The organism is Candidatus Finniella inopinata, assembly GCF_004210305.1.
In the GTDB taxonomy this organism is placed as follows: Bacteria; Pseudomonadota; Alphaproteobacteria; order Paracaedibacterales; family CAIULA01; genus Finniella; species Finniella inopinata_A.
Map to the genome: position 1 here is coordinate 1 of NZ_SCFB01000027.1, position 1,933 is coordinate 1,933.

The 1,933-nt window shown below is 38.6% G+C and carries 1 protein-coding gene; it reads right to left on the reverse strand.

Annotated features, from left to right (window positions below):
* Positions 1-1,165: 1,165 nt before the first annotated feature.
* Positions 1,166-1,417, reverse strand: coding sequence for a hypothetical protein (locus EQU50_RS08305; protein ID WP_130154656.1), 252 nt, complete (start codon positions 1,415-1,417; stop codon positions 1,166-1,168).
* Positions 1,418-1,933 lie beyond the last annotated feature (516 nt).

Consider the following 1,933-nt stretch of genomic DNA (forward strand, 5'->3'; position numbering starts at 1 on the left):
GTCACATGAGGATGGAACAATAATCGGTTCATCAGACGAGAGTCAGTACCTAGACGAGCATATCTTTTTGATTTCAAATATGATATATTTGAAAAACGACCCATTCATTGAATCGCTATGCTCGTTAGTCTCGCTATGCTCGTTAGTCTAGCTATGCTCGTTAGTCTCGCTACGTTCGCTATCCACGAACATTAGGTCATGCAGTGTTTGAGAGTTGGGAGAATTCCCGCCGACATACTGGACAGTTAGACTCTTCTGAAAACGGAGACTATGGAATAGTCGATACTATTACGTGAAGGTCGCTTCTCCCGTAGGGTCGATGCAAAGCGTCCCCCGTAGGGTCGATGCTACTTCGTGAACGTCGCTTCTCCCGTAGGGTCGAAGCAAAGCTTCTCCTATCCAATCCATCTATTACCTTTAGCCATATTCTCAGCTCCAAATAAAGGCTGCGTATTTAGGTAGTGCAATCTCTTAATGACAACATCCTTTGTTATCTCAGTTCCATCATCATACATGATAAGCTCTATATGATCTATATGCCATACTTTGCCATGGTTCTGACGAGTCATTCCATCCTTGAACTGTTTCTCTAGATAAATCCAATATTCAGCATAACTAATACCAAGATATTTATCTGTCCTTTGCCTCTTTTCGACCCCTGCGGATTTAAGAGCTCGACAAAATCTTGATCTACATACTTCAGCAAGATGTGATATAGGATCACAGACTGCTCATCTTGATCTTACTTTCAAATGCGTTCATGGCCCACCTCCTTTACATTGTACACAAATAGATCTAACATTTTTATGCTCCCATCTAGCTCCTCCTTCACACAAAGCACATTCAGACTTGCGTCTTTCATGTTCACATATCCCTACCCCTTTGCAATCTTTACATCTAGATTTTTGCCTTCCATGATCACATTTACTATCATTTTTTAGTTTTGTACTATACTCCAAACATTCAATGCATGTTAAACTTATATTACCATCTTTCTTCATTCTGAACTGACTGAGAGTCTTCTCTTTCTTACATTTTGACCATTTCTTATTCTCTTCTTCAATAATAATGATCTCTCATAACGGGTCGAACGCTATGCGTTCTTCTATCACTTCATCTTACTCCTCTTCTTCTTCAATATATAATAATGATATCTCCTATTACTTCATTCAAATCCTCTTCTTCGATCTGACACGATAATCTCTCCAACCTTTTCTTCCTCTTCTTCAATCACAATAATCTCTCCTATTATTTCATGTGTCTCTTCTTCCTTAATCTTGCTAGCATCCTGTTTTCTATACATTCTTTGTTTATTCCGACAGGCAAGACAGCCTTTAGTCAATGAACCATCTCTCTTAGTCTTAAACTGATCCATTGTCTTCTCTCTCTTACAAGTCGAGCATTGTTTAGTTTCCATTTTATTTTTCTTTTGCGAACGTAAAAGAAAATCATTTTTCGAAATTAAATACTTTATACCATATGCTTCAAAGAACAGTTCTCAAATGTTATAGCTAAACACGTTCTTGAAACGTTTCCTAGATGCCTATACAGCTACATAGCTATGCATCTAGGCTATAGCGCTATGATCATTTTTTTCCGAGTTCTATCACGTTTATTAGTTTACGCTTGATTCAATCCATGTCATCAAGAAACAAGTCTATGTGGGATTGCAAGTTCGTGGAATTTTCCCATCACGCTCTGTCTCGGCGCGGATCAAGCGGAACGGAAAGATTTCGCTGCTTTTTTGGAAAAGTGTTGGAGTGTATTGCAAGAACGGACATACGGACATACGGAAACGGACCGGTCCGTTCTTCCGTTTTTGCAATGTGGGAATAGCGTGGGATTTTCCGTAGCGTACACGAAAAAAATAAAGAAAAATAAGTAAAATTAATGAAACATAATGAAACATAAACGGTTGAGTGCATGTATGTGA

Bases quoted from the DNA above. Each gene is read 5' to 3' on its own strand.
- EQU50_RS08305 (WP_130154656.1), bottom strand. From the start codon at position 1,417: ATGGAAACTAAACAATGCTCGACTTGTAAGAGAGAGAAGACAATGGAT.